General features: G+C 72.8%; 24 protein-coding genes. 11 read left to right on the top strand and 13 right to left on the bottom strand.

What is annotated here, in order from left to right:
* Positions 1–184: 184 nt before the first annotated feature.
* Both M8H82_RS33390 and M8H82_RS33395 read left to right on the top strand, forming a co-directional pair.
* The gene (locus M8H82_RS33390) at positions 185–949 is read left to right on the top strand and encodes a DUF4239 domain-containing protein (RefSeq protein ID WP_250078936.1); all 765 of its coding nucleotides are present in this window, start codon (positions 185–187) and stop codon (positions 947–949) included.
* A 215-nt stretch (positions 950–1164) separates the two neighbouring features.
* On the top strand, positions 1165–1698 hold the full coding sequence (locus tag M8H82_RS33395; protein WP_250078937.1) for a hypothetical protein: 534 nt from the start codon (positions 1165–1167) through the stop codon (positions 1696–1698).
* 97 nt (positions 1699–1795) lie between these two features.
* Here the strand turns inward: M8H82_RS33395 and M8H82_RS33400 are convergent, their stop codons facing one another.
* A complete protein-coding gene (locus tag M8H82_RS33400; protein WP_250078939.1) occupies positions 1796–2281 on the bottom strand; it encodes a hypothetical protein in 486 nt (161 codons plus the stop codon).
* Between the two features lie 342 nt (positions 2282–2623).
* Here M8H82_RS33400 and M8H82_RS33405 point away from each other — a divergent pair, with 342 nt between their 5' ends.
* Positions 2624–3286, top strand: a complete 663-nt coding sequence (locus tag M8H82_RS33405; RefSeq protein WP_250078942.1) for a class F sortase — start codon at positions 2624–2626, stop codon at positions 3284–3286.
* Positions 3287–3312: 26 nt separating this feature from the next.
* On the opposite strand, the gene M8H82_RS33410 is transcribed toward M8H82_RS33405, so the two are convergent.
* Complete coding sequence (locus M8H82_RS33410; protein ID WP_250078944.1) at positions 3313–4164, bottom strand: polysaccharide deacetylase family protein; 852 nt, start codon at positions 4162–4164, stop codon at positions 3313–3315.
* A 458-nt stretch (positions 4165–4622) separates the two neighbouring features.
* Here M8H82_RS33410 and M8H82_RS33415 point away from each other — a divergent pair, with 458 nt between their 5' ends.
* Positions 4623–5084 (top strand): universal stress protein, encoded by a 462-nt coding sequence (locus tag M8H82_RS33415; protein WP_250078946.1) that lies wholly within the window; start codon positions 4623–4625, stop codon positions 5082–5084.
* 21 nt (positions 5085–5105) lie between these two features.
* Here M8H82_RS33415 and M8H82_RS33420 read toward each other — a convergent pair whose 3' ends face one another.
* Positions 5106–5921 carry an alpha/beta fold hydrolase gene (locus M8H82_RS33420; RefSeq protein ID WP_250078948.1) on the bottom strand — a complete coding sequence of 272 codons (816 nt, stop codon included), beginning with the start codon at positions 5919–5921 and terminating at the stop codon, positions 5106–5108.
* A gap of 72 nt (positions 5922–5993) precedes the next feature.
* Between M8H82_RS33420 and M8H82_RS33425 the strand changes: the two genes are divergently transcribed.
* A complete protein-coding gene (locus M8H82_RS33425; RefSeq protein ID WP_250078950.1) occupies positions 5994–6467 on the top strand; it encodes a MarR family winged helix-turn-helix transcriptional regulator in 474 nt (157 codons plus the stop codon).
* Positions 6468–6515: 48 nt separating this feature from the next.
* Here M8H82_RS33425 and M8H82_RS33430 read toward each other — a convergent pair whose 3' ends face one another.
* On the bottom strand, positions 6516–7664 hold the full coding sequence (locus tag M8H82_RS33430) for a CapA family protein (protein ID WP_250078952.1): 1149 nt from the start codon (positions 7662–7664) through the stop codon (positions 6516–6518).
* 211 nt (positions 7665–7875) lie between these two features.
* Here M8H82_RS33430 and M8H82_RS33435 point away from each other — a divergent pair, with 211 nt between their 5' ends.
* From M8H82_RS33435 to M8H82_RS33450, 4 genes are all read left to right on the top strand, one after another.
* Positions 7876–8421, top strand: a complete 546-nt coding sequence (locus tag M8H82_RS33435; RefSeq protein ID WP_250078954.1) for a sigma-70 family RNA polymerase sigma factor — start codon at positions 7876–7878, stop codon at positions 8419–8421.
* Between the two features lie 135 nt (positions 8422–8556).
* Positions 8557–9072 carry a hypothetical protein gene (locus M8H82_RS33440; protein WP_250078957.1) on the top strand — a complete coding sequence of 172 codons (516 nt, stop codon included), beginning with the start codon at positions 8557–8559 and terminating at the stop codon, positions 9070–9072.
* Positions 9073–9252: 180 nt separating this feature from the next.
* Positions 9253–9906: a zf-HC2 domain-containing protein gene (locus tag M8H82_RS33445; protein WP_250078959.1), complete on the top strand. Its 654-nt coding sequence runs from the start codon at positions 9253–9255 to the stop codon at positions 9904–9906.
* A gap of 95 nt (positions 9907–10001) precedes the next feature.
* Entirely contained in the window at positions 10002–11180 is a 1179-nt protein-coding gene (locus tag M8H82_RS33450; protein WP_250078962.1) for a PP2C family protein-serine/threonine phosphatase, read from the top strand.
* A gap of 13 nt (positions 11181–11193) precedes the next feature.
* Here the strand turns inward: M8H82_RS33450 and M8H82_RS33455 are convergent, their stop codons facing one another.
* The 3 genes from M8H82_RS33455 to M8H82_RS33465 all read right to left on the bottom strand — a co-directional run bounded on the left by M8H82_RS33455 (position 11194) and on the right by M8H82_RS33465 (position 15495).
* Entirely contained in the window at positions 11194–12057 is an 864-nt protein-coding gene (locus M8H82_RS33455) for an Fpg/Nei family DNA glycosylase (protein WP_250078965.1), read from the bottom strand.
* A 26-nt stretch (positions 12058–12083) separates the two neighbouring features.
* Positions 12084–14171 carry a SpoIIE family protein phosphatase gene (locus M8H82_RS33460; protein ID WP_250078967.1) on the bottom strand — a complete coding sequence of 696 codons (2088 nt, stop codon included), beginning with the start codon at positions 14169–14171 and terminating at the stop codon, positions 12084–12086.
* Positions 14172–14235: 64 nt separating this feature from the next.
* Positions 14236–15495: a DUF6777 domain-containing protein gene (locus M8H82_RS33465; protein ID WP_250078969.1), complete on the bottom strand. Its 1260-nt coding sequence runs from the start codon at positions 15493–15495 to the stop codon at positions 14236–14238.
* Between the two features lie 140 nt (positions 15496–15635).
* Here M8H82_RS33465 and M8H82_RS33470 point away from each other — a divergent pair, with 140 nt between their 5' ends.
* Entirely contained in the window at positions 15636–17060 is a 1425-nt protein-coding gene (locus M8H82_RS33470) for a lipase maturation factor family protein (RefSeq protein ID WP_250078971.1), read from the top strand.
* Here M8H82_RS33470 and M8H82_RS33475 read toward each other — a convergent pair.
* The 6 genes from M8H82_RS33475 to M8H82_RS33500 form a co-directional block, all read right to left on the bottom strand.
* The gene (locus M8H82_RS33475) at positions 17048–17866 is read right to left on the bottom strand and encodes an amidohydrolase (RefSeq protein ID WP_250078973.1); all 819 of its coding nucleotides are present in this window, start codon (positions 17864–17866) and stop codon (positions 17048–17050) included. The genes M8H82_RS33470 and M8H82_RS33475 overlap by 13 nt on opposite strands.
* Positions 17863–18798, bottom strand: a complete 936-nt coding sequence (locus M8H82_RS33480; protein WP_250078974.1) for an aldo/keto reductase — start codon at positions 18796–18798, stop codon at positions 17863–17865. Before M8H82_RS33480 ends, M8H82_RS33475 begins: the two co-directional genes overlap by 4 nt.
* Positions 18795–19550: an SDR family NAD(P)-dependent oxidoreductase gene (locus M8H82_RS33485; protein WP_250078975.1), complete on the bottom strand. Its 756-nt coding sequence runs from the start codon at positions 19548–19550 to the stop codon at positions 18795–18797. Before M8H82_RS33485 ends, M8H82_RS33480 begins: the two co-directional genes overlap by 4 nt.
* Entirely contained in the window at positions 19547–20875 is a 1329-nt protein-coding gene (locus M8H82_RS33490) for an L-fuconate dehydratase (protein ID WP_250078977.1), read from the bottom strand. Before M8H82_RS33490 ends, M8H82_RS33485 begins: the two co-directional genes overlap by 4 nt.
* A 68-nt stretch (positions 20876–20943) precedes the next feature.
* A complete protein-coding gene (locus tag M8H82_RS33495; RefSeq protein WP_250078979.1) occupies positions 20944–22077 on the bottom strand; it encodes a winged helix DNA-binding domain-containing protein in 1134 nt (377 codons plus the stop codon).
* Positions 22074–25097, bottom strand: a complete 3024-nt coding sequence (locus M8H82_RS33500) for a glycoside hydrolase family 38 C-terminal domain-containing protein (protein WP_250078981.1) — start codon at positions 25095–25097, stop codon at positions 22074–22076. Before M8H82_RS33500 ends, M8H82_RS33495 begins: the two co-directional genes overlap by 4 nt.
* A gap of 170 nt (positions 25098–25267) precedes the next feature.
* On the opposite strand from M8H82_RS33500, the gene M8H82_RS33505 reads away from it, so the two are divergent.
* A complete protein-coding gene (locus tag M8H82_RS33505) occupies positions 25268–26293 on the top strand; it encodes a S9 family peptidase (protein ID WP_250078983.1) in 1026 nt (341 codons plus the stop codon).
* Positions 26294–26316: the final 23 nt, after the last annotated feature.

Consider the following 26316-nt stretch of genomic DNA (forward strand, 5'->3'; position numbering starts at 1 on the left):
GCCGTCGGCCACGCCCACCCCGCGCCCCTCCGTGGCCCCGGTGCACTACCCGCGCCACCGCACCACCGCCAAGCGGCCGCCCAACCGCAGCGCCACCGCGCCCCTCACCTTCGTCCTGCTCATCGCCGCGCCCGCGATCGTCGCCGTCGCCGCGCTGCGCCCGCGCTGATCCTGGAGGCACCCCTTGCCGGAATGGCTTGTTCTCACCCTCGCGATGCTGGCCGCCTGCGTCGTGGTGGTCGCCATCACGTTCATCCGCCATCGCACGGCGGCGGACGACGAGGACCCCTCCGAGACGCCGGACGTCATCGAGTACATGACGATGTGGATCGGCGTGGTGTACGCCATCGTCCTGGGCCTGGCCATCGCCGGGGTGTGGGAGGGGCGCAGTGCGGCGCAGGACCACGTCCAGTCGGAGGCGGTCGCCCTCCACGAGGTCTCGGAGCGGGTCCGGGTGTACCCGCCCGAGGTGCGTGACCGCATTCGGGAGGATGTCAACGCCTATGTCGGACACGTCGTGAACACCGAGTGGCAGGCGATGGCCGACCACGGCGAGGTCACCGAGCGCGGCACCCAGCTCCTCCAGCGCGTCCGCGAGGACGTCACCGACTACGAGCCGCGCACCGACTTCGAGGCCCAGGCCTACCAGCCGATCGTGGACCAGGTCGCCGCCGCGGACCAGGCGCGCAACGCCCGGGCCAACTCGACCGGGGAGACCATGCCGGGGGTGGTGTGGTTCGGGCTGATCGCCGGGGCCGTCATCACCATCGGGATGATCCTCGCCCTGCAGATCCGGCGGACACCGCGCGAGCTGATCCTCGCCGTGCTGTTCTCCGCGCTGATCGCCTTCCTGCTCTTCCTCATCTGGGACTTCGACGCGCCCTACAGCCGTGGCATCACGGCGGACGCGGAGCCGTTCCTGAACCTCTTCCCGGCCGTCAAGGGCTGAGGGGAGTTCACCCCGGGGGACGGAAGGCGCCACGCCGCCGCCGTCCCCCGGCCGCAGGAACGGCTGTCCCCTGAGCGGCCCACACGCTTGCCCCATTCGTACGACTGCGTTCGCGCAGGTGTGTACACCTTCCTAGCGTTTCGACCATCGAGGTGCATTTCTGTCGAAAGCGGAAAAAGTCCGCAGCTGCTCCTCGGGGACCCGGAGGAACCACCATGCGCGCGATACGCGTCGCTTCGGCCGCACTGCTGGGCTTGACCGCCCTCACTTTCACCGCGCCGGCCGCCCTGGCGCAGGGCGAGGAGAACATCACGCCGTTCGGCTTCAGCGTCCTGCCCTCCACCATCGCCCCGGGCGGGCAGGTCACGCTCGTCCTCGACCGGGACGGCGGCTGCAAGGGACCGGCGACGGTCACCTCGGGGGTCTTCGACACGGTCACCATCCGTGCCCGCCACTCCCGGGCGACGGCGGTCGTGGACTGGGACGCCAGGCCGGGTGCGACGTACGCGGTGACGTTCACCTGCGAGGGCATCAGCGGCTCGACGGATCTGACCATCGCCGGCGGCCGTACGCCCACCGTTCGTCCCGAGCCCCTGCAGCATCCCCACAAGGGTGTGCACGCGGGCGGCGGCGGCACCTTCGCCGGGTTCGACCTCCAGGAGATCGGGCTCGGGGCCGCGCTCATCGCGGGCGCCCTCGGGACGGCGTACCACCTCTCCCGCAAGCGCACCTCGGAGGACGGCGGCTGACGCCGGTCCCGCACGCACAGGCCTTCGCCCCGGTTCCCCCGCGAGGGGGGCCGGGGCGAAGGCCTTCACTGACGTGCGATCCCCGAGGAGATGCGGATCAGATCCCCTTCTCGGACCTGCGCCGCATCCAGAACAGTCCGCCGCCGACCACGGCCGCGGCCACCAGGCCGCCGCCGATGGCGATGTCGGTCGGGGTGGCCCCCGAGGAGGAGCTGCCGCCGATACCGCCGCGCACACCGCCGATGACGGTGAACGCGGCCGGACGGGTCAGCGTCCTGCCGGAGCAGGTGACGGTGATGTCGTACGTGCCCGGGCTCGCGTTGCTGTTGATCGTCGCGGTGCCCTTCGAGGTCTCGTTGGCGCCGTGGATGGGCGACAGCGTGGTCGAGGGGAAGGCGTTCGAGGTCGCGGTGCCGCCATGCCGGCAGCCGTCGACGGTGATGGTCATCTGGCCCCCGCGGGCGATGACACTGGGCAGGGCGACGATGTTGCTCGGCTGGTCCCAGGCGACGGCCGCGGGGGCGGCGAGCCCGATGGCGGCGACCGCCGCCGCTGACACCGCCAGGGCACGAGAGTTGCGCATCTGATCCTCCGCGGAAGACGCCCCGGGAACCGTCCCCGGTCGATCGGCGAGAAAGCGCCTCCCAGAAAGACCCTCAGATGCCCGGCTGGAGGCCGCATTTCGAGAATGGTCCGTCCTGGTGAGAGGACACGCCGGAGGAAAACCGCACAATCGGATATTGCCGCAGGTCACGGCCCGTCAGAAAATTCCTTTCGACGGCAACTCGGATGGCGCACCACAGGATGCCGAATGGAGTCCAAGCCACCCGTTCGCAGCCGCACCCGTCGCCGGTTTCCCGCTCGGGACTTAGCGTTCTCGTATGCGCGAATGACGGGGCGACGGCCGCGTCGAGAGGGGTAGCGAATGTCTGGGTCCGAGCTGGCCGAAGAGGAGGAGCAGCGGAAGAAGCGTGCTCCTTGGGGCGTGATAGCGCTTGTTCTGCTGACCGGCCTCGCGCTCATTCGGAATGGTTCGGGGGAATTCGACGTCGGCCCTCCGCAGCCCGCGTCGGCCGCCGCGGCCGACAGCCGGGTGCCGGACGCCACCTTCGCCGGCGCCCCCGCGCCGCTGCCGTACGCCGTGCCCGACCGGGTCAGGATCCCCGCGATCCAGGTGGACGCGCCGATGCTGGCCGTCGGCCTGGACGCCGAGGGCTGGGTGGACGCCCCGCCGCCGGAGGACCCGAACCTGGCGGGCTGGTTCACCGGGGCCGTCTCGCCCGGCGAGAAGGGCACCGCGGTCGTGGTGGGCCATGTCGACAACAGCCAGGGGCCCGCCGTGTTCTACGGGCTCGGCGCCCTGAAGAAGGGCAATCGCGTCGAGGTGGCGCGCAAGGACGGAAAGACGGCCGTGTTCGAGATCTACGGCATCGAGGTGTTCGAGAAGAACAACTTCCCCGGTGACCGGGTCTACGGCTCCAAGGGGACCGCGGAATTGCGGGTCATCACCTGCGGCGGCGGTTTCTCCAAGCAGAACGGCTACGACGGCAATGTGGTGGCCTTCGCCCGCCTGGTCGAGGTCCGCTGAGCGTTCCCCGGCCGGGCGGGCGCCCGTCAGGCGTACTGCCGCCGGGGAACGGTGACGTGATAGCCGGCGTCGAGCAGGTCGGGGAGATAGTCCCGCAGGGCGTGGACGCTCTGGGAGCGGTCGCCCCCGGCATCGTGGGAGAGGACCACGACGCCGGGGGCGGCGCCGTTCTCCACCCGGCCGACGATGGTCCGGGCACCGGGGGTGGTCCAGTCGAGGGTGTCGACCGTCCAGGCCAGCGGCTCCATGCCCAGTTCGGCGCCGAGCTGGAAGGCGGCGCGATTCCAGGCGCCGTAGGGGGCGCGGAACCACTGGGGCCGTTCGCCCCAGGCCTCCTCGACGATGTCGCAGGTACGTTCCATCTGGGAGCGGATCTGACCGCGGGTCAGCCGGGTCAGCAGCGGGTGGGACCAGGTGTGGTTGCCCACGACATGGCCCTCCTCGGCCATGCGGGCCAGCAGATCGGGGCGGGCGGCCGCCATCTCCCCGCACACGAAGAACATCGCCCGCACCTGGTACTCCGCGAGGGTGTCCAGGATGGCGGGCGTGTAGCGCGGGTCGGGGCCGTCGTCGAAGGTCAGCACCATGGTCCGGCCGCGGCCGGAGACCCGCAGCAGCGGGGTGCGGCGGACCAGGGGGCGGCGGGGCACCGCTCGGGGCGGGCCGTAGCCGGTCAGTGGCTGGAGTCGGTAGGCGGAGGGCTTGAGGGCGCTGCGCGCCTGGGGGCCCGCGGCCGGGGCGGCGGCGGGCCTGACCGGTTCGGTGTCCCCGCCCAGCGCGAACAGCCCGGCGGTGCCGGCCGCCCCGACGGCGGTGGCGCCGGCGAGCAGGGCCCGGCGGCGGGTGAGCAGCCGGGTGAGCAACGGATCCTTCTGCATGACTCATCAGTCGCCCGGCCGGGCACCGACGCACCACGACGACACCTCAGCGGCGGCAGGATTCCACCCGCCCGGCCCATGACGGGCCGTCAGGAGTGGCGCATCAGGAACTGCCTCACGCCGGGAGGTTGACACCTTGCCGATGCCGGACGCGGACCTGTCGGCACAGGTCCGCGTCCGGCATGGCGCGCCCGGCCTGGTCCCCTCCGGCGAGGCCGAACGCCGTCGGCGCGCGGCGCCGCGGTGCTCGCGGGACGCGGGCCGCCGTTCGGGTGCCCGTTTCTGCGGAGTTTGCGCAGGGACGTTCGCAGTGGTGCGGGGCGGGGGTGCACCGAGGGGGCGGAGGCCGGGCGGCCCCGGCGGGAGTCCGACGGCTCCGGCAGCGCGGCGGCGCCGGCCTCGTCGCCCGTCGGGCCTCCCCCCGGGGGCGCGACCTGCGGTTCCGATAGCCTCGGCGCGTGACGGAACAGCACGCGCACCGGTTCGAGCGGGGCACGGACGGGCCCAAGGTCATCGTGGTCGGGGTGGACGGCTCCGACTCCTCGCTGCGGGCGGCGGCGTACGCGGGTGGTCTCGCCCGGCGCCAGCACGCGCTGCTCGCCGTGGTGTACGTCCAGCCGGTGATGGCGGCCGGGGCTGCCCTCGGGGCGCCGGTCGCCGAGGTGACCGACGAGATCGCCGAGGATCTGGTGGCGCAGATCCGGGACGCGACGGAGCGCACGAAGGGGATATTCGATGTGCGCTGGGAGTTCCACACCGTCCGCGGCGACCCGTACAACGGCCTGGTGAAGGCGGCCGACGACCTCAAGGCGGACGCCGTGGTGGTCGGCGCCTCGGAACAGGCGGGGCACCGGATCGTCGGTTCGGTCGCCGTCCGGCTGGTGAAGGCGGGGCGCTGGCCGGTGACGGTGGTGCCGTGACCGGCCCGGCGGGGGCCTCGCTCAGAGGGAGCGGAGGAACTCCAGCACCGCGCGGTTGAAGGCGTCCGGCTTCTCCATGGAGAGGTAGTGGCCGACGCCCTCGAGGGTTTCCGCCCGTCCGTCCGGCACCTCGCGGACGAGGCGGTCGGCGGCGTCGAGCAGATCGGCCGGTTCGAGGCTGCCGTTGAGCGCGAGCACGGGGACGTCGATCCCGGCCAGCCGGGACCAGGAGTCGGTCACGCGCACCTGCCAGTCCTTCTCCCCCGGCGTGTGCTTCATGATCGTGTGCAGGGCCATCTCCCTGAGCCGGCGCGGGATCTCGGGGTCGATGTCCGCGGCACTGCGGTGTTCGCCGGGCACGACGCGCAGGAAGGCCGCGAGCCAGCCGTCGATGTCACCGGCGCCCAGGGTGCGCGCGTACTCGGCCAGGATCTCGCGGGTCCACGGGTCCGTGTAGGTGTGGTCGCCGGTCGCGGCACCGCAGGTGACCACGGCGCGGACGAGCTCGGGGTGTTCCAGCACCGTGTCCGTGGCGATCACCCCGCCCATCGACACCCCGACCAGGACCGCGGGCCCGGCGTCGAGGTGGCGCAGCAGTCCGGCGAGGTCGTCGGCCCAGCGGAACGGCGCGTTCGCGTTGGCCGAGAACCCGTGGCCGCGGACGTCCGGCGCGATCACCCGGTACTCGGCGGCGAGCGCCGGTATCTGGTCCGCCCAGAAGCGGTGGTCGACGAACCCGCAGTGCAGGAGGACCACCGGGTCCCCCGAGCCGATGTCCAGGTAGGCGAGGTCACCGTCGGCGGACGGGAAGAAGCGAAGCTCCGCGGCAGCAGTCATGACAACCAAGGTGTCATCCTCTGGATGATTTGACAACCCGGTTGTCATGATGGGGCGGTGCATGATGTTCCGGTGAACGACAACGACGCCCCGCTCCCCCCCGACGCACTCGGCCACCACGTCTCCGAGGTGTTCGACCTGATCGGCGCGGTCTACCGCCGCGGACTGCGGAAGGTCGAGCAGGGCGAACAGGTCGAGGGGGTGTCCGTCGGCGTCCGGTCGGTCCTCGGACTGCTGCGGAGGCACGGGGCCATGACGGTGCCGCAGATGGGCCGCATCATGGCGCTGTCCCGGCAGTTCGTGCAGCGCATGGTCAATGACGCGGTGGCCGAGGGCTGGGCGGAGGTCACGCCCAACCCGGCGCACCAGCGGTCCTCGCTGATCCGGATCACGGCCGCGGGCGAGGCGGTGATCGACGCGATCCTCGCGCGCGAGCACGCCCTGAACCGGCAGGTCGGCGGCGATCTGACCGACGCCGAACTGCGGGCGTGCAAGCGGGTGCTGAAGGAGATGCTGAGGACCTTCGACCACGTCGACATGGACTGAGCGCCGGAGGCGCCGCTCCACGGCTCACGAGCTGCTCATGGGCGCCGGCTACTCCCCCATCACCAGGCCGTCCTCGGCCGCCCCGCGGCTGAACACCACGTCCCGGATCCGGTCCCGCACTCCCGTGACGTCGGCACCCTGTCCGAGCGCCTGGTTGAGGTTGACCACCCGGCCCGCGTCGATGTCGAACAGCTGGGGCACGAATTCGGCCTTGGTCACCTCCCAGCGCCCGCCGGGGCTCTTCGGCGGGGCGAAGGTGAAGCGGCCGAGCGTGGACTGGTTGCCGCGCGGGTCGGGGCCGCCCGCGTGATTGAACATCTGGCCGGCGATCTGGTCGCCCATGCCGTAGATCACCCAGGTTCCGTTGACCTTCTCGTAGGCCTGCGGGACGTGCGCGTGGGTGCCGAGGATGAGGTCGACGGCCGGACGGTCGCCGGTGCGGGCGGCGGTGAGCGAGCGGGCCAGGGTCAGCTGTTGCCGGTCGGGCTCGTCCTGCCATTCGGTGCCCCAGTGCAGCGACACGACGACCACGTCGGCGCCCGCCCGGCGGGCGGCCCCGGCGTCGGCGAGGATCCGGCCCTCGTCGATCTGGTTGACGGCCCAGGGCCGGCCGGCCGGGAGCGGATAGCCGTTGGTGCCGTAGGTGTAGGCGAGGTGCGCCACCTGCGCCCGGCCCGCCCGCAGCACGGTGACCGTGCGCGCCTCGGCCTCCGTGCGGGCGGATCCGGCATGGCGTACGCCGGCCCGGTCCAGGGCGTCCAGGGTGCGGCGGATGCCGTCGGCGCCGTCGTCGAGGCTGTGGTTGGAGGCGGTCGAGCAGCCGTCGTAGCCGGTGGCGGCGAGGCCCGCGGCGACCTCAGGCGGGGACTTGAAGGCGGGGTAGCCGGTGTAGTTCCCGTTCTCGCCGTAGACGGTCTCCATGTGGCACAGGGCCAGGTCGGCGCGGGTCACGAGGGGTTTGACCCCGGCGAGCATGGGGCGGAAGTCGTAGCCCCGGCCGCCCGCGTCGAACCGGGCGCGGTCGATGATCGAGCTGTGCGGCAGGACGTCACCGGAGGCGACGAGGGTGAAGCCACCGGATGCGGTGGCGGAGGGGGCGGGACGGCCCGGGGCCTCGTGGCGGTCGGCCTGGCAGGCCGCGCCCGCGGCCAGGACCGCGGTGAGGGCCAGGGCCACCTGTCTACTGCGTGCGATCATCTCTCACCCCGATGTAGTCGTATTTACACATCAATAGGTAAGAATCAGCACGCATCGGTCCCTGGTTCCGACACGCCCATTAGCCCGTCCGGCCCCACGCGAACGATGGCCGAGACCGTTCGTCGAACCGTTCGTCGACGCGATCGACCGTCCGCCGCAGACCCGTGTGCGCGGCCTGTCCTCGAACGGCGCCCTGCGATGCCATACGGCCATGACGGCCGGAACCACTCTGATGAACGGGACGACCGCCGAGCACGAGCTCGCCGCGCTGCAGCGCGAGCACGGCCGGCCTCTCTTCGCGCTGCTGCTCAGGCTCTGCGACGGAGACCGGCAGCGCGCCGAGGATCTGGTGCAGGAGACCCTCGTCCGCGCCTGGCAGCATCCCGAGGCCCTGCGCGCCGACGACTTCGACTCCGTACGGCCCTGGCTGCTCACCGTCGGCCGGCGGCTCGCCATCGACGCGCGGCGGGCCCGGCAGGCGCGGCCCCCCGAGGTCGGCGACGCGATCCTGGAGAACGCCCGGGTCTGCGCCGACCACGCGGAGCGGGCGGCCGCCACCCTCGATGTGCGGGAGGCTGTGAAGACACTCACTCCGGAGCACCGTGAAGTCCTGGTGCTGGTGTACTTCCAGGGGGCCAGTGTGGCGGAGGCCGCGCAGACCCTCGGCATCCCGCCCGGTACCGTGAAGTCCCGCGCGTACTACGCGCTGCGCGCCCTGCGCCGGGTGCTTCCCGGATACGCGGCCGACCTGCGGTGAAACCGAAGGCCGGGTCAAACCTCCGTAAAGCGCCTTGCCGTGGACCATGGTTGAGTAATCGGCTGTCTTCATCCGTGTTCCGGACTGGAAGCCCGGTTCGGGCGACGCGTACGCACCGGAGGAAGGCAGGAAGGGATGCAGCACAGAGGTCAAGAGAGCACCGACGGCACCGACGGCGGTGAACTGACGGTTCCCATGGCGTGGTTGTACGCCGAGTACATCGCCGACGAACTGCTGCGGACCGGCGATCTCATGCCGCCGACGTCCTTCGAGTTCCGCGCCGGCCGGGACGCGCTGGCGCTGACGATCTTCCTGTCCGACTCCGGGGGTGAGCTCCCGGGCATCCGGGTCGTGTCCCAGCTCGACACCTGGCTGTCGCTGACGGCGTACGACCAGCCGTGGCAGGACTGGGTGCGCGAGCGCATGGCGCGGCGGGCCGCCGAAGCGCTCCGGTCCGGCGCCCCCGCCCCCGATCTGGACCTCGCCGAGGCGGCGTGGCGCTGGCTGGAGGAGACCGAGCTGCTCGCGCCGGACCTGAACGCGGTGCCCGGCGGCGGCGCCCCCGGCGGCGAGGACGAGGGCCCCAAGGTATGGACGCCGGCCTGGCAACTGGGGCTTCCGCTCGGGCACTTGGCGATCCACCTGTTCTAGGCGCGGCCCCGCCGCGGAGGTCCGCGGAAAATTTTCCGGCACGGGACCAATCCGCCGCCGTGGCCGCTCCGAATCCCGTGGTCGGGATTCTGTGTGGGGCTTGAGTGATTCGGCTGTCCGGTGCGTACGGGTGGGAGCAAGGAGTAACCCACCCCGCACCCAACGGCACGAGGATTCCGCATGAGGTCCCTGGAGAGGCATCGCGACGTCGCCGCGTACGCGCTCGGCGTGCTGGACGAGGCGGACGCCTTCCGCTTCGAGGATCACCTCATGGAGTGCCCCAGCTGCGCGGCACACGTGACCGAATTCGGGCCCGCGACACGGCAGTTGATGCTGTACCGCAGGGCGACTCCCCGCTCCGTGCACCCGATGACGGGCCCGGGCCCCCGGCTGCTGGAGCGCCTGCTGGGCGAGGTGGCCGCACGCCACCGTACCGGCCGCAGGCGCCTGCTGTTCGGCCTGGCCGCGTCGGCGGCGGTGGCGCTGGCCGCACCGGGGATCGCGGTGACGGCGTCGGACGAGGGCTCGACGGCCCGGCGCGTCTCGGCCACCGACGAACGCTCCGGGGTGTGGGCGCAGGTGACGGCCGAGAACGAGCCCTGGGGCACGCAGATCGAGCTGAAGGTCAAGGACGGTGCGGGCCCCCGCGCCTGCCGGCTGATCGCCGTCGGCCGCGACGGCTCGCAGCAGATGATCACCAGCTGGAGCGTGGCCCGCCACGACGCCCGCGAGAACACGATGCTGGGTGCCGCCGCCTTCCACACCCACGAGATCGCCCACTACGAGGTCCGCACCTCGGACGGGGAGCATCTGGTGACCCTGCCCTCCGACTAACCCCGCTGCCCCCCTTCGGCGGGCGGGCCCGGGACCCCGGTGTGACGATGCTGGGGACACACCCGTAGGCCCAGGTTCCGACGAGGGGAGCGCAGGTGGGGACGCCCGACGCCGACGAAGGTCCGCTGGAGGAGTTCCTCGCCGACCCGGCCAACGCCGCGCTCGACCTCGCCACCGCCGTGGCCCGCTGCTCCAAGTCCCTGGGCCTGCAGCACTCCGTGGTCTACCTCGCCGACCTCCAGCAGAACCAGCTCGTCCCGCTCACCGACGTGGCCTCGGCCCTGGAGATCGACGCCACGCTCGCGGGCTGGACCTACCGCACGCAGTCCCTGCGCGTGGAGGAGGCCGAGAACGGCGGCCTGACCGCCTGGTTCCCCCTGCTGGACGGCGCGGAGCGGCTCGGCGTCCTCGCGGTGCACGCCCCGTCCCTCACCTCGCGCACCCTGCGCCGCGGCCGGACGCTCGCCACCCTGCTGGCCATGATGATCACGTCCAAGCGGGCGTACAAGGACTCCTTCGTCCGGCGCACCCGCTCCGAGCCGATGCGGCTGCCCGCGGAGATGCTCCGCGCCTTCCTGCCGCCGCGCACGATCGGCACCTCGCACGTCGTGTCCACCGGGGTACTGGAACCGGCCTACGAGATCGGCGGCGACGCCTTCGACCACTCGCTGACCGAGACGACCCTGCACGTCGCGGTGCTGGACGCCATGGGGCACAACCTCGCCTCCGGGCTCACCACCGCCGTGTCGCTCGCCGCCTTCCGCAACGCGCGGCGCACCGGGGCGGATCTGCCGGAGCTGGTGTCGTGCGTGGACGACGCCCTGGCGGAGTGGCTCCCGGACCAGTTCTGCACCGGCGTCCTCGCTCAGCTCGACCTGGAGAGCGGGATGCTGCGCTGGAGCAACTGCGGGCATCCCGTGCCGCTGCTGATCCGTGGCCGGCGGCTGCTGGTGGACGCCATGGAGCGCGAGCCCGAGCCGCCGATGGGCCTGCCGGGCCGGTTCTCGACGAAGCCGCGGCAGACCCATGAGATCGCCTTGGAGCCCGGCGACCGGGTGCTCGTGTACACCGACGGGGTGACGGAGGCACAGGCCGGGGACGGCGAGTTCGGCCTGGAGCGGTTCGCCGACTACGTCATCCGGGCCACCGCGGCGGGCGAGCTGGCGCCGGAGACGCTGCGCCGTCTCATCCACTCGATCATCGAGACGCCGAGCAACCGGCTGCGGGACGACGCGACCATCCTGATGTTCGAGTGGTGGCCCCGGACCAAGTGACCGGTCGCCCCCGCTACTTCAGGAGCCGGGAGAGCCGCCGGTCGGCGAGGATGTGGCCGCCCGTCTGGCAGGTCGGGCAGTACTGGAGCGAGGAGTCGCTGAAGGACACCTCGCGGACGGTGTCGCCGCAGACCGGACAGGGCTCGCCGGTGCGGCCGTGGACGCGCAGCCCGCTCTTCTTCTCCGCCTTCAGCCGGCCCGCCGCCAGGCCCCGGGAGCGGTCCACCGCCTCCGTCAGGGTGGTGCGCAGGGCCCGGTAGAGGGTGCTCGTCTCCTCCGGGGTCAGCTTGGCGGCCAGTTTGAAGGGGGACATCTTCGCCGCGTGCAGGATCTCGTCGCTGTAGGCGTTGCCGACGCCCGCGATCAGGCTCTGGTCGCGCAGGGCGCCCTTGAGCTGACGCCGCTCGTCCTTCAGGAGGGCCGCCAGCCGGGGTTCGTCGAAGTCGTCGGCCAGCGGGTCGGGGCCGAGACGGGCGATGCCCGGGACCTCCTGCGGGTCCCGGACGACGTAGACGGCCAGGCGTTTCTGGGTGCCCGCCTCGGTCAGGTCGAAGCCCGCGCCGGTCTCCAGGGCGACCCTGAGGGCGAGCGGGCCCTTGCCGGGCCGGGGCGGGCCGTCGGGGAGGCGGTCCTTCCAGTGCAGCCAGCCAGCGCGGGCGAGATGCGTGATCAGGTGGGGGCCGTCCGCCGTCCGCAGATCGAGGAACTTGCCGTGCCGGCGCACCTCGGCGACCTCGTGGCCCTCGACGGCGGCCAGGGGCGGGTCGTACGTCTTCAGGACGCTGATCGCGACGGGCAGCACCCGGACGATCTCGTGGCCGACCAGGTGCTCGGTGAGGAAGTCCTTGAGCGCTTCCACCTCGGGGAGTTCCGGCATAGCTCCAGAGTGCCACCGCGGACGGCTCAGTTCCGCCCCGGCACCACGAACTCGCACCACACGCACTTGCCGCCGCCGCGGGCCTCCACTCCCCATACGTCGGTCAGCAGCTCCACCAGGAGCAGACCGCGGCCGGACACCCCGTCGTCGCCCGCCTCCCGGCGCCGGGGCAGGGCGCTGGAGGAGTCCTCGACCTCCACCCGCAGCCGCCGGTCGGTGCCGGTGAGCACCCGCAGGGTGACGATCGCGGCGCCCTCGGTGTGCATCAGCGCGTTGGTGATCAGCTCGTCGGCGACCAGCTCGATCTCGTCGTCCCGCGCGCCGGAGCCCCAGGCCCGCACGGCGGCGCGGATCATGTGCCGGGCCTGGGTGAGCGCCTCGGGGTCGCCCGGCGCCACATGCTGCTGGAGCCGCCCGCCGGCCTGCGGGGCGTCCAGGCCGCGGCGCCGCAGCAGGAGCAGGGCCACGTCGTCGTCGCCGCCGCGCTCCTCGGCCACCTCGATCAGCCGGTCGGCGAGTTTGCGGACGTCGTCCGGGCCGTCGGCGACCAGGGCGGTGAGTGTCTGCATGCCTTCGTCGAGGTCGATGCCGGGCTGTTCCACCAGGCCGTCGGTGCACAGCAGCAGGGTGTGCCCCGGGTCGAGTTCGAGGGTGCGCACCGGGTACTCCAGGCTCCCGAACTCGGCCGACAGACCGAGCGGCAGCCCGCCCTCCACGGCCACCCGCCGACAGGTGCCGTCGGGCTGCCGGACGAGCGGGTCGATATGGCCGGCGCGCACCACCTGCACCACTCCGGTGGACAGGTCGGCCTCGGCGTACAGGCAGGTCGCGAACCGGTCGGTGTCCAGTTCGTGCAGGAAGACCGAGGCGCGGGCCATCACGGTCGCGGGGGTGTGCCCCTCGGCCGCGTAGGCCCGCAGCACGATGCGGAGCTGGCCCATGACGGCGGCGGCATGGGTGTCATGGCCCTGGACGTCGCCGATGACCGCGCCGACCCGGCCGCCCGGCAGCGGGATCAGGTCGTACCAGTCGCCGCCGATGTCCCGGCCGAGGGTGCCCGCCGCGGTGCCGGCCCGGTAGCGGACGGCGACGTCGGCGCCGGGGACGCTGGGGATGGTGCGCGGCAGCATCGCCTGCTGGAGGCCGGTGGCCAGGTCCTTCTCCTGCTCGTAGAACATGGCCCGCTGCAGGCTCTGCGCGATGCTGCTGCCGAGGGCGACCAGGACGTTGCGGTCCTCGGGCGAGAAGCCGCGCCGGTCGCTGTAGAGCAGGCCCATGGCGCCGATCGGCCGGGCCTGGGCGATCAGCGGCAGATAGGCGGCCGAGGTGATGTCCAAACCGGTGATGTGCGGCCACAGCTGGGGGTAGCCGTCCGCGAACTCCTGCGGTGACTCGATGAACCGCGGGGTGAGGGTCCGTACGACCTCGCTCATCGGGAACGGCTCGTCGATGCGGGTGACGCGGGTGCCGGGGACGAAGCTGCCGGCCGGGCCCTCGGCGATCAGCCGGATCCGGCCCGCCTCGACCAGGCCCATGACCAGGCTGGTGGCGCCCAGATGGGTGAGGCCGTGGGTGTCCTTCAGCACGTCGATGACGTCCTGCACCGTGCGGGCGTGCGCCAGCGCGGCGGTGGTGAGCTCGACGACGTTGGTCTGCTGCCGGCGCGCCTCGTCCGCCTCCGCCCGGTCCCGGCGCGCGGCACTCTCGGCCAGCTCGTCGGTGGCGTCCCGGACGATGCCGATGATGCGGCGCGGGCGGCCGGTCCCGTCGCGCCGGATGTAGCCCTGGGTGTGGGTCCAGCGCAGGCTGCCGTCGCGGCGGCGGAGACGGAAGTAGGCGCCGTAGTTCTCGCTGCCGTCCTTGATCGCCTGGGCGACCAGGGTGTCGAGGCGGTGTCCCTCGGCCGGCGGGACCCGGACGCCGAGGCTCTCGGGGCGGCCGTCCCACTCGTCGGGGCGCAGGTCGAAGACCTCGTGGGCCTGGGCGTCCATGTGGAACAGACCGTTGTCCAGGTCCCAGTCGAAGCTGCCCATGCGGTTGAGCGCCAGGATCGGATCCGGGTGGGCGGGCCAGTCGTCCGGGAGTGACAGGGCGCTCGCTCCCCGATCAACCATGCGCCCACCTTGCCAGGAATTGTCCGATTCTTCGACCGGGACGGGCGGACCGGGGAGCGCGCCGTCAGCCGGTGAAGACATCCGTCGGGCTGCCGAAGATGCTGCCGGAAGCGGACCGCTCCTCGGGCGCGTCGGGGATCAGCCCGCCGGCGTCGGGCAGGTCGGGGGTGTCCGGCACGGTCTGCGGGCCGATCTCGCCCGAGGCGTCGAGGGAGAGTTCCGGCGCGTCCGGCATCGAGGGCTCGGTAACGGTGTCCTCGTCCGAGGGCGTGAGCGGGCTCTGCGGCTCGGTCGTCGGCGGGGTGGCCGTGACGGTGGCGCCGGGGCAGTCCACCGTGGCCGGCGGTTCCGTGCGGACGTCCTCGGTGGCACCGGGGGTGACGGTGACGGTGGGGGTCGCGCAGGCGGACGGTGTGCCCTCCGGTGTTCCCTCGTGCGTGGTCGAGCCGGTGCTCTCGTCGGACGGCTCGGTGCTCATGCCGGACGGCTCGGTGCTCTCGTGGTCCGGGGACAGGCTCTCGTCCGGGCTCGGGGCGCTGGGGGTCGAGGTGCCGGGCGTCAGCGGTTCCGGCCGGGGCACGGGCCGGTCGTGCCGGACGTCGTGCCCGATCCGCCGTTCGATCCAGGTGTTGCTGACGGTGTTGATGATCGTGATGTCGGTGATCACCTGGGGTGCCGGAGTCACCACCACGACCTGGGCCGGACGGTAGCCCGCCCAGGCGCGGCCGCTCACGGTGGGGCTGCCCTGCATCGCGGCGGGCGGCTTCAGCGGGTTGCCGCAGGCACAGCGCACGCGGGGCACGCCCCGCTTGTCGACGAGGACGGCGGTGCCGGCCTGGAGGACGGACTGGTAGCCGGTCGTCCGTCCGGCGCGGTACCCGTGGTTGGTGACCCGGGTGTCGGCGCGCAGCACGACGGGCGCGAGGCCGCGCAGATACTGCGGAATCGCCGCCCGGGAGATGCCGGCGGCCCCGGCGAAGGCGCGCGCCTTGCCCTGGTCGGCGGTCAGGTAGCCGATCTGCCGGTCCACGTCGCAGCTGCCGACGCGCTCGGTGCCGCTGTACAGGCCGGGGGTGGACCCGGAGTAGGCGCGCACGCCGTCGGAGGCCGGGGTGGACTGCGGCGTTCGGGTGACGGGCGGCGGGGTAGCCGTCGAGGTGGCCGTGGAGTCCGTGAAGGGATCGGGGCCCTGTGCCGCCACCGGCTGGAGAAAGACCTCCCCGCTCGCCGCCGTGTCCTTGCCGCTGTCCGAGCCACAGCCGGTGACCAGCAGCGCCGTGGCGAGCGCACCGGCCGTGACCAGGGTTCCCGTGGGGGTTCGCACCGCACTCTCCCGCCTCTTCTCGGGCAGTTCGACCCTCATTGTCTGCTTCACCCGCATGGGTTACGCAACCGGAGGGGCGGTGCACACAGAGTGACGTGGCGGCGGAGGCTGGCAGGACGACGGAACGAAGGAGCGCAGGCGTGGAGTGGTTCACCGCACCCGAGTACTGGCTGAGCCGGCTGGTCTTCCAGCGGGCGCTGGCCGGCGTGTACCTCGTCGCGTTCCTGACGGCGGCGCTCCAGTTCCGCGCGCTGATCGGCGAGCGCGGCCTGCTGCCCGTTCCGCGCCACGTGGCGCGGGTGCCGTTCAAGGCGGCGCCGAGCCTGTTCCACTTCCGCTACTCGGACCGGCTGTTCGCGCTGTGCGCCTGGTCGGGCTGCGCGGTGTCGGCGGCGCTGCTCGCGGGAGCGGACGGGCTGCTGCCGCTGTGGGGCGGCATGCTGCTGTGGCTGGTGCCCTGGGTGCTGTACCTGTCGATCGTCAACGTGGGGCAGACCTGGTACTCGTTCGGCTGGGAGTCCCTGCTGCTGGAGGTGGGCTTCCTCGCCGTCCTCCTCGGCAACGACGAGGTGGCCCCGCCGATCGTGGTGCTGTTCCTGCTGCGCTGGGTCCTGTTCCGCGTCGAGTTCGGGGCGGGGCTGATCAAGATGCGCGGCGACGAGTGCTGGCGGAAGCTGACCTGTCTCGACCACCACCACGAGACCCAGCCGATGCCCGGCCCGCTGAGCTGGTTCTTCCACCATCTCCCGCGACCGCTGCACCGGGTGGAGGCGGCCGCCAACCACGTCACCCAACTGGTGGTGCCGTTCCTGCTGTTCGCCCCGCAGCCGATCGCCACGGCCGCCGCTGCCCTGATGATCCTCACCCAGCTGTGGCTGGTGCTGTCGGGGAACTTCTCCTGGCTGAACTGGATCACCGTCGTGCTGGCGCTGTCCGCGCTCGAACTCCCCGACACCTCTCCCTCGGCGGTGCCGGACGCGCCCGCGTGGTACCAGGCCGTGGTCCTCGCCGTCTCCGCCCTGCTCCTCGCCCTCAGCTACCGCCCGGTCCGCAACATGGTCTCCCGCCGCCAGGTCATGAACCGCTCCTTCGACCCGCTCCATCTGGTCAACACCTACGGCGCGTTCGGCAGCGTCAGCCGGGTCCGCCACGAAGTGGTGATCGAGGGCACGGACGAGGACGTTCCGCGCGAGGACTCCGACTGGCGGGAGTACGAGTTCAAGGGCAAGCCCGGCGATCCCCGGCACTGGCCGCGGCAGTTCGCGCCGTACCACCTCAGGCTGGACTGGATGATGTGGTTCGCGGCGCTCTCCCCCGCCTACGCGGGCACCTGGTTCGGCACCCTGGTGGAGCGCCTGCTGGAGAACGACCCGGCCACCCTGAAACTCCTGCGCCGCTCCCCCTTCCCGCCCGACGCGCCGCCCCGCTACATCCGGGCCCGCCTGTTCCGCTACCGCTTCACGACCTGGCGCGAGCTGCGGGAGACGGGCGCGTGCTGGGACCGGACGTATGTACGCGAATACCTGCCGCCCACCCGGCTGGCGGGGGTGTCTCAGAGGTCGTAGACGCGGCGGGCGGTGCCGCTGCGGAACTCGTCCCCGTCCGCCAGCATCCGCGTGACGGCGAGCACGTCGGCGTAGGAGGCGAGCGGGGTGCACACCGGCCAGTCCGAGCCGAACATCAGCCGGTGCGGGCCGAAGGCATCGAGCACGGTGTCGGCGTACGGGCGCAGGTCGTCGACGGTCCAGGAGCCGGGGTCGGCCTCGGTGAGCAGGCCGGAGAGCTTGCACACTGTGTTGGGCAGCGCGGCCAGGGCGCGCAGGCCGGTGGCCCAGGGTTCGAGGGCGCCGGAGGCGACGGGCGGTTTGCCCGCGTGGTCCAGGACGAAGGTGAGTCCGGGCAGGGCGGCGGCCGCCTCGGCGCAGGCGGGGAGCTGTTGGGGCCGCACCACGAGGTCGTACACCAGTCCGGCCTCGGCGACGGCCCTCAGGCCACGGCGTACGTCCGCGCGCAGCAGCCACCGCGGGTCCGGCTCCCCCTGGACCTGGTGCCGGATGCCCTTGAGGTCCCGGCCGCCGGGGAGTTCGCGCAGGCGGGCGAGTTCGTCGGCGACGCCGGGGGCGGTCAGGTCGGTCCAGCCGACCACCCCGGCGACGAGGTCGTGCCCGGCGGCGAGGGCCAGGAGCTCCGGGGTCTCCTCCGGCACGGTGACGGTCTGGACGAGGACCACTTGATCCACGCCTGCCGCGCGGGCCCGAGGCGCCAGCTCCGTGACGGTGAAGTCGCGTCGGAGAGGGCTGCCCGGAGCGATCCAGCCCTGGTCGCGGACGGACAGCTCCCAGACATGGACGTGCGCGTCCACCACCGTCATGGCAGCTCCTCGCCCAGCAGGCCCGACTCCCGCAGCTCCTGCCAGAAGGAGGCGGGGACGGGGGTCGCGAACTGCTCGGCGCAGTCGTGGACCTCGGCTGCCGACCGGGCGCCCACGAGCACGCCGGTGACCGCCGGATGGGCCGCGCAGAAGGCCAGGGCCGCTGCGCGCAGGGTGATGCCGTGACGCTCGGCCGTCTCCTTCATGCGCAGGGCACGGTCCACCAACTCGTCCGGAGCCTGTGCGTAGTTGTACGGCGCTCCCGGCCGCGGATCCGCCAGCAGACCGGAGTTGAAGGGCCCGCCGATCACCACCGACGTGCCGCGTTCCACGGCGGCGGGCAGCATCTCGGCGAGGGCGCTCTGGTCGAGCAGGGTGTAGCGGCCGGCGCAGAGGACCACGTCCAGGTCGGTGTCGCGGATGAAGCGGGTGAGCATCTCCGCCTGGTTCATGCCGGCGCCGATCGCGCCGACCACCCCCTCGGAGCGAAGCTTCTCCAGCGCCGGGTAGCCCTCGCGGAAGGCCTCCTCGGCGTGGTCGTCGGGGTCGTGGAGGTAGACGATGTCCACGCGGTCCAGGCCCAGGCGTTCCAGACTGGCGTCCAGGGTGCGCCGGATGCCGTCGGCGGTGAAGTCCCACACCCGGCGGTGGGTGGCGGGGACGGCGAAGCCGTGGGCCAGGTCGTCGCCGCCCTCGTCCGAGGGCTCGAGGCGGCGGCCCACCTTCGTCGAGATGGTGTACTCCTCGCGGGGCCGCTCGCGCAGGGCGGCACCGAGGCGCAGCTCGGACAGGCCGAGGCCGTAGTGCGGGGCCGTGTCGAAGTAGCGGATGCCGCGGTCCCAGGCGGCGCCGACCGCCTCGTACGCCTGCTCGTCGGTGACCTCGGTGTAGAGGTTGCCGAGGGCCCCGGCGCCGAGGCCGAGCCGGGTCACGCGGTCACCGGCCGCAGGCGCAGGCCCTGCATGCCGCCGTCCACGGCGAGGGCGGTGCCGGTGGTGGCGCCGGACAGCGGGCTCGCCAGGTAGGCGATGGCACCGGCCACTTCGTCGGCCGAGACGAGGCGTCCGGTGGGCTGGCGGGCCTCCAGGGCGGCGCGCTCGGCGGCGGGGTCGGGGGCCCGGGCGAGCAGCCGGCCGATCCAGGGGGTGTCCGCCGTGCCGGGGTTGACGCAGTTGACGCGGATGCCCTCGCGGACGTGGTCGGCGGCCATGGCGAGGGTGAGTGCCTGCACGGCCCCCTTGGTGGCGCTGTACAGCGCGCGCTGGGGCAGACCCGCCGTGGCGGCGATCGAGCAGGTGTTGACGATCGCAGCGTGCCGTGACGCGCGCAGGTGCGGCAGGGCGGCGCGCGTCGTGCGGACGATGCCGACGACGTTGACGTCCCAGACGTGGTGCCACTCGGCGTCGTCGTTGTCCTCGACGGTGCCCTGGGCGCCGATGCCCGCGTTGTTGACCAGCACGTCGAGGCCGCCGAGGTCGGCCACGGCGGCGGCGACCGCCTCGCGTACCCCGGCGTCGTCGGTGACGTCGGCCCGGTAGGCGAGCAGCGGTTCGTCCACCGGGGCCGGGTCGAGGTCGAGGACGGCGACCCGGGCGCCGCGCGCGGCGAGAAGGTGCGCCGTGGCCCGTCCGATGCCGGAGGCGCCCCCGGTCACCAGCGCCTTGAGTCCCGCGAACTCGCTCATGCGGTGTGCCCCTTCTGCTCGTCGGGGGCGGCGGCCCAGTAGGCGCCGTCCGGGAAGGTGTACCGGGCGACGGACTCGGGCCGCATGGCCGCCGAGAAGCCCGGAGCGGTGGGTGCGGCGTAGTGGCCCTCGCGGATCACCACGGGGTCGAGGAAGTGGTCGTGCAGGTGGTCGACGTACTCGATGACCCGGTTCTCGGTGGTCCCGGTGACCGCGACGTAGTCGAACATCGACAGGTGCTGGACGAGTTCGCACAGTCCGACCCCGCCGGCGTGCGGGCAGACCGGGACGCCGAACTTGGCGGCCAGCAGCAGGATGGCGAGGTTCTCGTTGACGCCGCCGACGCGGGCCGCGTCGATCTGGACGATGTCGAGGGCGCCGGCCTGGAGCAGTTGCTTGAACACGACCCGGTTGTGGACGTGTTCACCGGTGGCGACCTTCACCGGCGTGACCGCCTCGCGGATCGCCGCATGGCCGAGGATGTCGTCGGGGCTGGTGGGCTCCTCGATCCAGTACGGGCCGAACTCGGCGAGGGCACGGGTCCAGCGGATCGCCTCGGGCACGTCCCAGCGCTGGTTGGCGTCGAGCGCGAGGCGGATCTCCGGGCCGACGGCCGAGCGGGCGGCACGGCAGCGCCGGATGTCGTCGTCCAGGTCGGCGCCGACCTTGAGCTTGATCTGGCGGAAGCCGTCGGCGACGGCCTCGGCGGCGAGCCGGGTGAGCTTCGCGTCGTCGTAGCCGAGCCAGCCCGGGGAGGTGGTGTAGGCGGGGTAGCCCGTGCGCCGCAGGGCGGCGGAGCGCTCGTCGGCGCCGTCCCGGCCCCGGCGCAGGAGTTCCAGGGCCTCCTCGGGGGTGAGGGCGTCGGTGAGGTACCGGAAGTCGATCTGGCGGACGATCCACTCGGGTCCGGCGTCGGCCAGGAACCGCCACAGCGGCTTGCCGGCGCGCTTGGCGGCCAGGTCCCACACGGCGTTGACGACCGCCCCGATCGCCATGTGCATCACGCCCTTCTCGGGGCCCAGCCAGCGCAGTTGGCTGTCGCCCACCAAGTCGCGGCTCAACGTCCCCGGGTCCGCGCACAGTTCGTCGACGGACCGTCCGGTCACATGCCCGCGCAGGGCGTCGATCGCGGCGACCTGGACCTCGTTGCCCCGCCCGATGGTGAAGGCGAATCCGTGCCCCTCGTGCCCGTCGGCGGCATCGGTGCGCAGGACGACGTAGGCCGCCGAGTAGTCGGGGTCCGGGTTCATCGCGTCGGAGCCGTCGAGCTCCCGGGAGGTGGGGAAGCGGATGTCGTAGGTGTCCACCGCGGTGATGCGATTCATACGACCATTCTCCGCCGAACGGCCCCCGAGCGGGCAGATTTCGCGGATTTCTGCCTCCAGAGATCCGATCAATCGGCGGGGAGTACGCGTACCTGGCCGACGGGGAGCTTCTTCCACCAGTGGCCGTAGCGGCTGTAGACGCGTGGTTCGCGTTCCGCCAGCAGCGTCAGCAGGGAGTCGGCCTCCTGGGCCAGTCCCTCCCACACCTCGGGCGGCAGCTCGTGGAAGGCCATCGCCTCGATGCCGCCCTCGGCCGGGCGCCACACGCCCGCCACCTGGCCGTCGACCAGCAGCGTCGGCAGCACGTCGCCGTTGACGCGGATCACCAGCGGGCGATAGGCGGGCGGGATCACCCGGGCACGGTCGGCGTGGGCGAGCAGCACGCTGTCCCACATCGCCATCAGCCGGGGCGGGGCCGGGGTGTCCGCGGGCGGGCGCGGGGCGCCCGGGATGTCGTAGAGGACCGTGCCGTCGGGGCCGTGCAGTTCCTCCAGGGAGTCGGCGAGCGCCCGCAGCGCGGCGCGGACCCGGGTCCGCTGCACGGTGGCGAACTGGGCCAGGTCGGCGAGGGAGGCGGGCCCGAAGGAGGACAGATAGCGCAGGGCGAGAGCCTGCAGCGCCTCCTCGGGCCCTGCCTCGGCCCGGCCCTCCGGCCCCGCGACGTACGCCGGCGACGTGCCGAACGACCACGGCCCGCCGGTCACCGTGTGCACGAGCGGGGTGAAGGCCCGCAGGCCCCACCACGCCCCCTCCTTCCGTTCCGCGCCGACCCGTTCCCCGAGCCACGCCGTCATCTCGCCGTTCGAACGCGGCTCGGCCGCGAACTCCAGCAGCCCCGGCTCCAGTTCGGCGGCGTCGGCCGGGGTGAGCCCGGCGGCGGCGAAGCGGTACCCGAGCCGGGAGGCGTGCAGCGTCGGCCGCATCGCCTCCCGGAGCATGGGGTAGTCCTCGCGGTGGACGGCGTGCAGGGTGATCCGCAGCAGGGTCGCCTTCAGGAGCGTGCGGTCGGCGAAGGCGGCGTCCAGATCGGCGGGCGCGAAGCCGGCGAGCCGGTTCCACAGCGCGAGATACGGCGACGCGGGCTGCTGCGCCTGCACCGCGAGGATCCGCCACACCGCCTCGGCCGCCTCCAGCGGCTCGCGGCGCAGCAGCAGCTGGCGGCCGAGGGTGGCCCTGTTCAGTTCCCGCGCGCTGATCTTCACGCCACGGATTCTGCCCTCCGGAACCGCAGCGTCACCAGCTCGAACGGCCGCAGTCGTACGGCGACCCGGTTGCCGTCCCGCTCGACGGCACCGTCCGTGAGCGGGCGCTCCAGCAGGTCCGTGGCCGTGACCTCCGCGACCTCGAAACCGGCGGTGAGGGTCGCGCGGGAGCGGCCTCCGTGCGCTTCGTGGAAGCGGACGACCACATCGCCGCTGCCGTCGTCGGCGAGCTTGACCGCGGTGACGACGACCTCCTCCCGGTCGACGCCGACCAGGGGGGCGACCTCCCCGGCGCCGGTGCGCCGCCGTCCGGGCAGGTTGATCCGCCAGCCCTCGCGGACGGCGTCCCCGATGCCCGCGCCCGGCACCAGGGCGTGCCGGAAGCGGTGGACGCCCTGGTCGGTCTCGGGGTCGGGGAAGCGCGGGGCGCGCAGCAGGGAGACCCGCACCGTGGTGGTCGTCCCGCGGTCGCCGTCGGTGCGGACGGTGCGGGTCACGTCATGGCCGTACGTCGAGTCGTTGACGATCGCCACTCCCCAGCCCGGCTCCTCCAGGTGCACGAACCGGTGGTTGCAGGCCTCGAACTTCGCCGCCTCCCATGAGGTGTTGGTGTGGGTGGGCCGGTGGACGTGCCCGAACTGGGTCTCGGAGGCGTACCGTTCGGCGTGCACGTCGAGCGGGAAGGCGAGCTTCAGGAACTTCTCCGTCTCGTGCCAGTCGACCTCCGTGTCCACGAGCAGCCGCCGCTCCCCCGGCGCCAGGGAGAGCACCTGTGTGACGCGCGAGCCGCCGAAGGAGCGCACGATCCGCACCCCGTCCCCCTCGGGCACGATCTCGTCCACCTCGATGAGATCGGTGACCGTGTTCCGGTAGAACTCGTCCACGTCCCAGGCGTCCCACATGTTCGGGAAGTCGGGGTGGAGCTGGAGGAGGTTCGCGGCGCGTCCGGGCGCGATCGTCTCGCGGTCGGCGTCGAGGTCGTGGGCGGAGACGACCAGCCCGCGCGCGTCGATCCCGATCCGCAGCAGGCCGTTGTCGAGGACGTGCCCGCCGTCGGGACCCGGAGTGATGCGGGTCCGGCCCTCGTCGAGGGGGGTCCGCGCTCCGCCCGCCGGGACGCCGTCGCGGCCGTGCGGGGCGGAGTTGAACATGAGCGGGGCCGAGCCCTCGCCGGCCAGGGCGCCCTGGGCGGCGTCGATGATCCCGGTCAGCTCCGCGGCGAGCCGCTCGTAGGTCGCCCGCGCCTCCCGGTGCACCCACGCAATGGACGAGCCGGGCAGGATGTCGTGGAACTGGTGGAGCAGCACCGTCTTCCAGATGCGGTCCAGCTCCTCGTACGGATAGGGGAATCCGGTGCGCACCGCGGCCGTCGCGGCCCACAGTTCGGCCTCGCGCAGGAGGTGCTCGCTGCGCCGGTTGCCCTGCTTGGTCCTCGCCTGGCTGGTGAGGGTGGCGCGGTGGAGTTCGAGGTAGAGCTCGCCGACCCAGACCGGTGGGTTCGGGTACTCGGCCTCCGCCTCGGCGAAGAACTCCGCCGGGGTCTTCCACACCACGGTCGCCGAGCCTTCGAGGTCGCGCAGGCGGGCCGCCTTGGCGACCATCTCGCGGGTGGTGCCGCCGCCTCCGTCGCCCCAGCCGGTGGGCGCGAGGGAGTGCCGGGCGGCGCCCTTGTCCCGGAAGTTCCGGGCGGCGTGGGCGATCTCGGCGCCGTGCATGGAGCAGTTGTAGGTGTCGACGGGCGGGAAGTGCGTGAAGATCCGGGTGCCGTCGATGCCCTCCCAGCGGAAGGTGTGGTGCGGGAAGGCGTTCGTCCGCGACCAGGACATCTTCTGCGTCAGCAGCCACTTGGAGCCCGCCGCCCTGATGATCTGGGGGAGGCCCGCGGCGAAGCCGAAGGTGTCGGGCAGCCACGCCTCGTCGTTCTCGATGCCGAACTCGTCGAGGAAGAACCGCTTGCCGTGCACGAACTGCCGGGCCATCGCCTCCGAGCCCGGCATGTTGGTGTCCGACTCCACCCACATCCCGCCGGCCGGCACGAACCGCCCGTCCGCCACCGCCTTCTTCACCCGCGCCCACACCTCGGGCCGGTGCTCCTTCACCCACGCCCACTGCTGGGCCTGGGACATGGCGAACACGAAGTCCGGCTCGTCCTCCAGCAGCGCGGTCATGTTGGCGGTGGTGCGGGCCACCTTGCGGACCGTCTCGCGCAGCGGCCACAGCCACGCCGAGTCGATGTGCGCGTGGCCGACGGCGCTGATGCGATGGGCGGAGGGCACGGCCGGTGCGGACAGGACCGTCTCGAGCCGGGCCCGCGCCCGCGCCGCCGTGCCGTTGACGTCCTGGAGGTCGATGGCGTCCAGCGCCCGCTCCACCGCCCGCAGGAGGTCCCAGCGCCGCGCGGAGTCCACGGGCAGCTCGGCCATCAGCTCGCCGAGCACCTCCAGGTCGAGCACCAGCTCCCACACCGTCTCGTCGAGGACGGCGAGATCCATCCGGGCGAGCGTGTACTGCGGTGCGCTGCCCGCGGTGTCCTTGTCGCCCAACGGGGTGGGCGCGAAGGGGCGGTAGCCGAGGACGACCGGGTTGGACGCGGCCTCGACGTGCAGCCGCACCTCCTCGCCGCCCTCGACGGGCGCGCCGATCCGTACCCACTGGTTGCGCGGGTTGAGTCCCTTCACCGGGGTGCCGTCGGGCCGGTAGACCAGGCCCTCGCACTGGAAGCCGGGCATGTTCTCGTCGAAGCCGAGGTCGAGCAGCGCCTCGACGGTCCGTCCGGCCCACGCCTCGGGGACGGTGCCGGTGACCCGGAACCAGCTGGTGCCCCACGGGGCACCCCACTGGGCGCCCACCTCGATCGGCTCGGGCTCGGCCGCCAGTCCCTCGGCGACCGGCACGGGCTCACCGGGCGCATGCCACACCGCGACCTGGAGCGGTACGGACTCGGGGTACACGGCGGGGCGGACGCGCTCGTCGAGGACGCGCTTGAGGCGGGCTTCGACCAGGCTGCGGTCGTCATGCATACGGGGACTCCGTAGGTCGTCCGGGCGGGGTTCCGAGCGGGGGGCGGGCACCGGGAGTGGGTGACCGCCGGGGAGGCTGACCTGCTGTACAGCTCCCCTGCCGCACCCGCTTCGAACCGGCCCCGGGGAAACCGCTCCCCGTCGGCGCCCCGCAGGGGGACAATGGCGGCATGCGGCTGCGGGGACTGGCCTGTGCCGCCGCCGGGCTGTCGCTGCTGCTGGCGGCGGGCTGCACCGGCGGCGCGGACGAGGCCGCGCGCCCGACGGCGTCCGCGAGCGCGAGCCCCCGTACGACATCCGCCGCCCCGACACCCTCCCCCTCCCCCGTGGACCCCGTCTCGATCCAGTCCCTGATCCGGCGCGAGCACAGCGGCTCCGGCCTGCGCCTGGGCACGGTCCTGGCCCGCACCGCCGCCTACACCTCGTACGCCGTGACCTACGAGAGCGACGGTCTGACGATCTCGGGGCTGCTGAACATCCCGGCGGGCCAGGGGCCCTTCCCGGCGCTGGTGCTCGCGCACGGCTACATCGACCCGGCCGTCTACACCACCGGCCGGGGCCTGGCCCGCGAACAGGACCTGCTCGCCCACGAGGGGTACGTCGTCCTGCACACCGACTACCGCAACCACGCCCGCTCCGACGACGACCCCGACAACGACGTGAACCTGCGCCTCGGCTACACCTCGGACGTCATCGGCGCGGTCCTGGCGCTGCGCGGTTCCGGCCGGCCGGAGATCGACGAGGACCGGATCGGGCTGCTCGGGCGCTCGATGGGCGGCGGGGTCGTGTACAACACGCTGGTGGTGGCGCCCGGCCTGGTCGACGCGGCGGTGGTCTTCGCACCGGTGAGCGGCCGGCCGCAGGACAACCTCGAGCGGTTCCAGCGCGGCGAGGGCGACCCGATCGCCGCGGAGATCGACGCGGCGCACGGCACCCCCGAGGAGAATCCGCGGTTCTGGCGGAACGTCTCGCCGCTGACCTTCGCGCACCGGGCGACGGAGCCGCTGCTGATCCACCACGGCACCGCCGACGACACCTGCCCGCTCGCCTGGTCGAAGCGGACGGTGGCGGCGTTCGAGGCGGCCGGGAAGGATGTGGAGCTGCGCCAGTACCGGGGCGAGGGGCACACCTTCGGACCGCGCTGGCCGGACTCGATGGAGGCGACCACGGCGTTCTTCGAGCGGCACCTGCGCTAGCGGCGCTCTCGACGCCGGGACGC

Origin of the sequence: Streptomyces sp. YS415, assembly GCF_023544665.1 — a bacterium.
In the GTDB taxonomy this organism is placed as follows: Bacteria; Actinomycetota; Actinomycetes; order Streptomycetales; family Streptomycetaceae; genus Streptomyces.

What these genes read in the sequence shown, in the direction of transcription:
- M8H82_RS33395 (WP_250078937.1), top strand. Translation starts at nt 1,165, where the DNA reads ATGCGCGCGATACGCGTCGCTTCGGCCGCACTGCTGGGCTTGACCGCC.
- M8H82_RS33400 (WP_250078939.1), bottom strand. Translation starts at nt 2,281, where the DNA reads ATGCGCAACTCTCGTGCCCTGGCGGTGTCAGCGGCGGCGGTCGCCGCC.
- M8H82_RS33405 (WP_250078942.1), top strand. Translation starts at nt 2,624, where the DNA reads ATGTCTGGGTCCGAGCTGGCCGAAGAGGAGGAGCAGCGGAAGAAGCGT.
- M8H82_RS33410 (WP_250078944.1), bottom strand. Translation starts at nt 4,164, where the DNA reads ATGCAGAAGGATCCGTTGCTCACCCGGCTGCTCACCCGCCGCCGGGCC.
- M8H82_RS33420 (WP_250078948.1), bottom strand. Translation starts at nt 5,921, where the DNA reads ATGACTGCTGCCGCGGAGCTTCGCTTCTTCCCGTCCGCCGACGGTGAC.
- M8H82_RS33430 (WP_250078952.1), bottom strand. Translation starts at nt 7,664, where the DNA reads ATGATCGCACGCAGTAGACAGGTGGCCCTGGCCCTCACCGCGGTCCTG.
- M8H82_RS33435 (WP_250078954.1), top strand. Translation starts at nt 7,876, where the DNA reads ATGACGGCCGGAACCACTCTGATGAACGGGACGACCGCCGAGCACGAG.
- M8H82_RS33440 (WP_250078957.1), top strand. Translation starts at nt 8,557, where the DNA reads ATGCAGCACAGAGGTCAAGAGAGCACCGACGGCACCGACGGCGGTGAA.
- M8H82_RS33445 (WP_250078959.1), top strand. Translation starts at nt 9,253, where the DNA reads ATGAGGTCCCTGGAGAGGCATCGCGACGTCGCCGCGTACGCGCTCGGC.
- M8H82_RS33455 (WP_250078965.1), bottom strand. Translation starts at nt 12,057, where the DNA reads ATGCCGGAACTCCCCGAGGTGGAAGCGCTCAAGGACTTCCTCACCGAG.
- M8H82_RS33460 (WP_250078967.1), bottom strand. Translation starts at nt 14,171, where the DNA reads ATGGTTGATCGGGGAGCGAGCGCCCTGTCACTCCCGGACGACTGGCCC.
- M8H82_RS33475 (WP_250078973.1), bottom strand. Translation starts at nt 17,866, where the DNA reads ATGACGGTGGTGGACGCGCACGTCCATGTCTGGGAGCTGTCCGTCCGC.
- M8H82_RS33485 (WP_250078975.1), bottom strand. Translation starts at nt 19,550, where the DNA reads ATGAGCGAGTTCGCGGGACTCAAGGCGCTGGTGACCGGGGGCGCCTCC.
- M8H82_RS33490 (WP_250078977.1), bottom strand. Translation starts at nt 20,875, where the DNA reads ATGAATCGCATCACCGCGGTGGACACCTACGACATCCGCTTCCCCACC.
- M8H82_RS33500 (WP_250078981.1), bottom strand. Translation starts at nt 25,097, where the DNA reads ATGCATGACGACCGCAGCCTGGTCGAAGCCCGCCTCAAGCGCGTCCTC.
- M8H82_RS33505 (WP_250078983.1), top strand. Translation starts at nt 25,268, where the DNA reads ATGCGGCTGCGGGGACTGGCCTGTGCCGCCGCCGGGCTGTCGCTGCTG.